At 66.2% G+C, this 6,918-nt stretch carries 6 protein-coding genes; 5 read left to right on the top strand and 1 reads right to left on the bottom strand.

The window, feature by feature from the left end:
- Positions 1-135: 135 nt before the first annotated feature.
- Positions 136-783 (bottom strand): DUF1007 family protein, encoded by a 648-nt coding sequence (locus Q8M82_RS09240; protein ID WP_305691071.1) that lies wholly within the window; start codon positions 781-783, stop codon positions 136-138.
- 215 nt (positions 784-998) lie between these two features.
- On the opposite strand from Q8M82_RS09240, the gene Q8M82_RS09235 reads away from it, so the two are divergent.
- The 5 genes from Q8M82_RS09235 to Q8M82_RS09215 form a co-directional block, all read left to right on the top strand.
- Positions 999-1,673: a Crp/Fnr family transcriptional regulator gene (locus tag Q8M82_RS09235; protein ID WP_305691070.1), complete on the top strand. Its 675-nt coding sequence runs from the start codon at positions 999-1,001 to the stop codon at positions 1,671-1,673.
- 241 nt (positions 1,674-1,914) lie between these two features.
- Positions 1,915-3,903, top strand: a complete 1,989-nt coding sequence (locus Q8M82_RS09230) for an AMP-dependent synthetase/ligase (protein ID WP_305691069.1) — start codon at positions 1,915-1,917, stop codon at positions 3,901-3,903.
- On the top strand, positions 3,900-4,706 hold the full coding sequence (locus tag Q8M82_RS09225; protein ID WP_305691068.1) for an ABC transporter ATP-binding protein: 807 nt from the start codon (positions 3,900-3,902) through the stop codon (positions 4,704-4,706). Before Q8M82_RS09230 ends, Q8M82_RS09225 begins: the two co-directional genes overlap by 4 nt.
- Before the next feature lie 340 nt (positions 4,707-5,046).
- A complete protein-coding gene (locus Q8M82_RS09220; RefSeq protein ID WP_305691072.1) occupies positions 5,047-5,961 on the top strand; it encodes a branched-chain amino acid ABC transporter permease in 915 nt (304 codons plus the stop codon).
- A gap of 169 nt (positions 5,962-6,130) precedes the next feature.
- Positions 6,131-6,918: branched-chain amino acid ABC transporter permease (locus Q8M82_RS09215; protein WP_305691067.1), on the top strand; the 788-nt coding region annotated here is incomplete at its 3' end.

The following is a 6,918-nucleotide window of genomic DNA, read 5'->3' as shown; positions in this document are numbered from 1 at the left end:
CCGAGAGCACCGCCGCGAGCACGGCGAGGCCGGCGGCGACGACGGCCAGCGCCAGCACCATGACGATCAGGCGCCGCGACAGGGCGGGCCAGGGCATCCAGGCGAGGCGCGGGGATTCCAGCGACATCGGGCCGGTCAGGGGCAGGCGACGAGGGCGCGCGTCGTCACCTGCAGTCCGCTGGTGTCGGGTGTCGCGGTGATGTCCTCCTGCGCCAGCTTCTGCTGGATCGCGGGGTCGAGCTTCGGTGGGCGGGCGACGCGCACGATGCAGCCCTTCGGCGCGTCGCGGGCGATCACCGCATCGGGCGCATCGACGATCTCGAAGGCGACGAAATAGGTCGGATCGCCGATCTCGATGCCGAAAGAACGACTGGCATGGGCCGGCACCTTGAGCGGCAGCGTGTAGGTGAGCGTCAGGATCTTGTTCTCGAAGGCGAGCCCGGCGCCCGTCGGCGTGCCGAATTCCTGCGGTTTGCCATTGGCCTTGGCGGTGGTGAAGAAGCCGACCTCCGGCAGGGATTCGACATTGATCTTCGCCAGTTCCGCCAGCTCGTCCGAAGTCAGCTTGCCGTCGCCGTTCTTGTCCAGCCCTTGCGTGATATACGCCGAGTAGGCCTCGTCGAAGCTCCAGATGTGCTTGAGCGCGCGCACCGCGCCATCGGGCGCATAGATGATCTCCGCCCGGGCTGTGACGAAGACATGCGGATGCGCCGCAGCCGGAGCGCTCGCGCCGGCCCAGGCGGCGATGGCGAGCAGGGCGGCGAGAGCGGGGCGTCTTGCCACGGGCGATGTCCTCGGCATGGGCGCAAGCTGGCGCAGCAGGGTTAACGATGCGTGAATCAGGCAGGCGCGTCCAGACGCCTGTACTGGCAGCGGATCGCCCAGAAACGCGGCCGAATCGCGGCGCTCGCCCGGCGCGCGACAGCCGGCCACGCTTGAGTTGGCCGCTGCGGCCGCCTCATAGTACCAGTCCCCGCCACAAGGGAGAGCCGGCCCCCGTGATCCTGCCCGACGAGCTGAAGCGCATCGCCGCCTGGTCACGCGACCTGCGCGAGGAGGAATTCGAGGAGGCACGGCGCGGCATCTCCTTCCGCAGCTATGGCAAGGGTGCCCATATCTGCCATGTCGGCGACCGGCTGGAGGCCTGGACCGGCGTCGCCGAGGGGTTGGTGAAGATGTCGACCACCTCCAAGACGGGGAAGGCCGCGACGCTGGCCGGGATGCGCGCCGGAGCCTGGTTCGGCGAGGGGACCGTGATCAAGGGCGAGCTGCGGCGCTACGAGCTCGTGGCCCTGCGCGAGACCAAGCTCGCTTTGATGCGGCGCCAGACCTTCCTCTGGCTGTTCGAGCACTCGGCCGCCTTCAACCGCTTCCTCGTCCACCAGTTCAACGAGCGTCTCGCCCAGTTCATCGCGCTGGCGGAGACGGAGCGCACGCTCGATTCGACGGGTCGTCTGGCGCGCAACCTCGCCTGGCTGTTCAACCCGACACTCTATCCCGACCAGGACCGCACGCTCGAGGTCAGCCAGGAAGAGCTCGGGCTGCTTGCCGGCATGTCGCGACAGGTCGCCAATCAGGGCCTGTCGCGGCTCGCGGGGCTCGGCCTGCTCGAGATCGGGCATGGCAGCGTGACGATCCTCGATGTCGAGGGTCTGGCGCGTTACGAAGGCTGAAAGCCGTCCGAGACGGGTCACCGCTCCACCGGCTCCGCCTTGGCACAGGCCGGTTCAGCTGCGTGATTCCGAGCAAGCGAAGAATCTCCCAAGACAATAGCGACCAAATGACCGTTCGTCTGTCAAGCCTCCCCTTGCAAAGCGCATGCGCCGCTGCGAGGCTTGCATCCAACGAGGCCGAGAGCGGCCCGAACGAAGGCCGGTGCGATGTACGCCGGCCTGCTCAGGGTGGAGACGGACGATGGCAAGCGCAAGCGCCGGCCAGGCGGATACCTTTCCGAAATTGCTGCTGCGCAATGCGCGCGAGCGGGGCGGGCGCGTCGCGTTCCGCCACAAGGATCTCGGCATCTGGCAATCCTGGAACTGGGCTGAGGTGACGGAGCAGGTCCGCGGCTTCGCGCGGGGCCTGCAGGCGCTCGGGCTCAAGCGCGGCGAGAAGGTCGCGATCGTCGGCTACAACCGGCCGCGGCTCTACTGGGCGATGGCCGCGGCGCAATGGCTCGGCGCCGTGCCGGTGCCGGTCTATGCCGACAGCGTCGCCGACGAGATGGCCTATGTTCTCGACCATGCCGAGGCGGTCTTTGCCGTGGTGCAGGATCAGGAGCAGGTCGACAAGATCCTCTCCATCGCCGAGCGCCTGCCGAGCCTGCGGCACATGCTCTATGACGAGCCCCGGGGCCTGCGCGACTACGACCACGGCACGCTGCACCCGATCGACGAGGTGATCGCGGGCGGGCTGAAGGACCTGGCGGATCGTGCCGAGGCGACGACTGCGCTCGAGCGCGAGATGCTGGCGGGAGCGGGCGCCGATCTCGGCATCATCCTCTACACCTCGGGCACCACGGGGCGCCCCAAGGGCGTGATGCTCAGCCACGCCAACGTCATCACCGCCGCCGAGATCGGCTGCCAGTTCGACGGCCTGACCGAGAGCGACGAGATCATCGCCTATCTGCCGATCGCCTGGGTCGGCGACCACGTCTTCTCCTATGCGCAGGCGATCGTCGCCGGATTCTGCGTCAACTGCCCGGAGGGGCCGGAGACGGTGATCGACGACCGCCGCGAGGTCGGCACCACCTATGCCTTCGCTCCGCCCCGCGTCTTCGAGACGATGCTGACACTGACCATGGTGCGGATGGAGGATGCCGGCGCGCTGAAGCGCAAGATGTTCCATTACTTCCTCGGCGTGGCCAAGGCGCATGGCGAGAAGATCCTGAACGGCGAGAGCGTGCCGCTGGGCGCGCGCCTGCTCTATCGCCTCGGAGACGCGCTGGTCTACGGCCCCTTGCGCAACCGCTTCGGCCTGACGCGGATCAAGGTCGGTTATACCGCGGGCGAGGCGATCGGCCCGGAGCTGTTCCGCTTCTACCGCTCGATCGGCGTCAACCTGAAGCAGCTCTACGGACAGACGGAAGCGGGCGTCTACATCACCATGCAGCCCAATGGCGAGATCCGCGCCGACACGGTCGGCCGGCCGGCGCCGCTGGTCGAGATCCGGATCGACGACAATGGCGAGGTCCTCTACCGCTCGCCCTCGATCTTCGGTGGCTACTACAAGGACCCCGAGAAGACCGCCGAGACCATGACGGCGGACGGCTATGTCCGCTCCGGCGATGCCGGCTTCTTCGACGAGGAAGGCCATCTCAAGATCATCGACCGGGCCAAGGATGTCGGCAAGCTCAACAGCGGCGAGCTGTTCCCGCCGAAATACATCGAGAACAAGCTGAAATTCTATCCCAACATCAAGGAGGTCGTGGCCTTCGGCCAGGGCCGCGACTACGCGACGGTCGCGGTCAATATCGACCTGACCGCGGTCGGCAACTGGGCCGAGCGCAACAACGTCGTCTACGCCTCCTATCAGGAGCTTGCCGGGCACGATCTCGTCTACGACATGATCGCCAAGCATGTGGACGAGGTGAACCGCTCGCTTGCGGCCGAGCCCTTGATGGGCGGCGCGCAGATCAAGCGCTTCCTGATCCTGCACAAGGAACTCGACGCCGACGATGGCGAGCTGACGCGGACCCAGAAGGTCCGGCGCGGCTTCATCGCCGAGCGCTACGCGCCGCTGGTCCAGGCCCTCTATGACGGTTCGAAGGAAGCCGACATCTCGACCGAGGTCACTTTCGAGGATGGCCGCAAGGGCGTGATCTCGGCCCGCGTCAAGGTCCGTGACGCGACGATCTATCCCGCGATCGCCACCGAGCGGCCGGCGCCGACGAGGGCCGCGGCATGAATGCGGAACCCATGACCATGACGGGCGCGCCGGTGCGCGAGGTGCTGCTCTCGGTCGAGAACGTGTCGCTGCGCTTCGGCGGGGTGAAGGCGATCACCGACGTCTCCTTCGACATCCGCAAGGGCGAGGTGCGCGCCATCATCGGCCCTAACGGCGCCGGCAAGACCTCGATGCTCAACTGCATCAACGGCTTCTATCAGCCGCTGGAAGGGCAGATCACCTTCAAGGGCGAGCGCCGCCAGAAGATGCGGCCGCATCGCGCCGCCGCCGCCGGCATCGCCCGCACCTTCCAGAACGTCGCCCTGTTCAAGGGCATGTCGACGCTCGACAACATCATGACCGGCCGCACCTTGAAGATGAATTGCGGCTTCTTCTGGCAGATGCTGCGCCACGGCCCGGCGATGACCGAGGAGATCGAGCATCGCAAGGTCGTCGAGGACATCATCGACTTCCTGCAGATCGAGCACATCCGCAAGCTGCCCGTCGGCAAGCTGCCCTACGGCCTGCAGAAACGCGTCGAGCTCGGCCGGGCGCTGGCGATGGAGCCGGAGTTGCTGCTGCTCGACGAGCCGATGGCCGGCATGAACCTCGAGGAGAAGGAGGACATGTGCCGCTTCATCCTCGACGTGAACCAACAATTCGGCACCACCATCGCCCTGATCGAGCACGATATGGGCGTGGTGATGGACCTCTCCGACCGCGTCGTCGTCCTGGAATACGGCCGCAAGATCGCCGACGGCACGCCCGCCGAGGTCAAGGCCGACCAGAAGGTGATCGATGCCTATCTGGGAGTGGCGCATTGATGGGTATCGCTCAGCCACGTTCGTCCACCCGCGCCGTCATCCCGGGCGGAGCGAAGCGCAGACCCGGGATCCATTCCGGAGCATTTCCGGAGAGGCTCCGGAATGGATCCCGGATCGGCGCCACTTCGTGGCTTGTCCGGGATGACGGCGCGGTTGGTTCAAGGGGCAAGGGGTCGAACTCATGAGCGACGTCGCCGCACGGCCCGCGCCGAACCTTCTCGCCAATGGCTGGGTCAAGGCCGGGCTCATCCTGGCCGCCATCCTCGCGGCCGCGCTCATCGGCGCGCGGCTCGACGGCTCCGGCACGCTCCACAAGATCTTCATCGACCCCTTCCAGCAGATGGCGTCGGCGCCCGACCTGCTGGTCCAGACGATCTGGGAAGGCCTGGTGTCCGGCGTGCTCTACGCGCTGATCGCGCTCGGCTTCGTGCTGATCTTCAAGGCGTCCGGCGTGTTCAACTTCGCCCAGGGCATCATGGTGGTGTTCTCGGCGCTGACGCTGGTCGGGCTCTACGAGATGGGGGTGCCGGCCTTCCTGGCGGTGATCCTGACGCTCGGCGTGATGTTCGTGCTGGCGGTGGCGATCGAGCGCGTGGTGCTGCGGCCGCTGGTGAACCAGCCCGACATCATCCTGTTCATGGCGACCTTCGGGATCACCTATTTCCTGATCGGGCTCGGCGAATCCGTCTTCGGCGGCAACCCCAAGCAGATGATCACCGAGCAGCTCTACCTGCCCAAGGGAGCGGTCGATCTGAAGATCCTCGGCGGCTTCGTGTCGCTGCAGAAGATCGACATCGCCGCCGCCATCATCGCCTCGGTGATGATCGCGGTGCTGGCGCTGTTCTTCCAGTACACCCGCATCGGTCGGGCGCTGCGGGCGGTCGCCGACAGCCACAAGGCGGCGCTCTCGGTCGGCATCTCGCTGAACCAGATCTGGGTGATCGTCTGGTTCACCGCCGGCATCGTCGCGCTGATCACCGGCATCATGTGGGGCGCGCGCTCGGACGTGTCCTTCGCGCTCGAGATCGTGGCTCTGAAGGCGCTTCCCGTCCTGATCCTCGGCGGCTTCACCTCGATCCCCGGCGCCATCATCGGCGGACTGATCATCGGCATCGGCGAGAAGATGGGCGAGTTCTACTGGGGCCCGCTGATCGGCGGCGGCATCGAGAGTTGGCTGGCTTATTTCATCGCGCTGGGCTTCCTGCTGTTCCGGCCGCAGGGCCTGTTCGGCGACAAGATCATCGAGCGGATTTGAGCATGGACCTGCGCCTGAAACTCTCCGTCATTCCGGGGCGATCCGCAGGATCGAGCCAGGAACCCATAACCACAGGTCGCGCCGGACAGGGCGCGACCTCGTCGGATAGTCCTGTGTTCATGGATTCCGGGCTCGGCGCTTCGCGCCGCCCCGGAAAGACGGTGTAGACATGTTCTACCGCGAGGCCGGCCAGTTCAAATCCACCTACCAGGCCGACATGGCCGTGTTCCCGATCCGGCAGGACCGGATCGGACTGGCGATCATTCTCGCCATCGCCTTCGTCGTGATTCCTTATTTCGGCGACGACTTCTTCATCACCTCGGTGATGATCCCCTTCCTCGTCTTCTCGCTGGCGGCGATCGGGCTCAACATCCTCACCGGCTATACCGGCCTGATCTCGCTGGGCACGGCCGCCTTCATGGGGGTGGGCGCCTATGCCTGCTACAAGCTGACGACCGTCTTTCCGGACGTGAACATCATCGTCCTGATCCTGGCCTCGGGACTGTTCTCGGCCGCGATCGGCGTGCTGTTCGGGCTGCCCTCGCTGCGGATCAAGGGTTTCTATCTCGCAGTGGCGACGCTGGCGGCGCAGTTCTTCCTGCAATGGGCCTTCGTGCGCGTGCCCTGGCTGTTCAACTACAACGCCTCGGGCGCGATCGAGGTGCCGCAGCGCCTGCTCTTCGGCATTCCCGTCACCGGTGCCTCGGCCACGCCGGAGACGCGCTACTATGTCTGCCTCGTGCTCGTCGTCGGCCTGACCTGGTTCGCGTCCAACCTCGTTCACGGGAAGATCGGCCGCTCATGGATGGCTGTGCGCGACATGGATATCGCGGCCGAGCTGATGGGCATCAAGCTGCTCAACGCCAAGCTGCTCGCCTTCGCGGTGTCGTCCTTCTATGCCGGCGTCGCCGGAGCGATGATGATCTTCCTCTGGTATGGCGGCGGCGAAGCGGCCGA

The sequence above is a fragment of the Allobosea sp. genome, from assembly GCF_030694325.1.
GTDB lineage: Bacteria > Pseudomonadota > Alphaproteobacteria > Rhizobiales > Beijerinckiaceae > Allobosea.
The sequence above is the reverse complement of the archived record's forward strand: the minus strand, read 5'-3'. Positions and strand labels throughout refer to the sequence as shown.

What these genes read in the sequence shown, in the direction of transcription:
- Q8M82_RS09230 (WP_305691069.1), top strand. Translation starts at nt 1,915, where the DNA reads ATGGCAAGCGCAAGCGCCGGCCAGGCGGATACCTTTCCGAAATTGCTG.
- Q8M82_RS09225 (WP_305691068.1), top strand. Translation starts at nt 3,900, where the DNA reads ATGAATGCGGAACCCATGACCATGACGGGCGCGCCGGTGCGCGAGGTG.
- Q8M82_RS09220 (WP_305691072.1), top strand. Translation starts at nt 5,047, where the DNA reads ATGGCGTCGGCGCCCGACCTGCTGGTCCAGACGATCTGGGAAGGCCTG.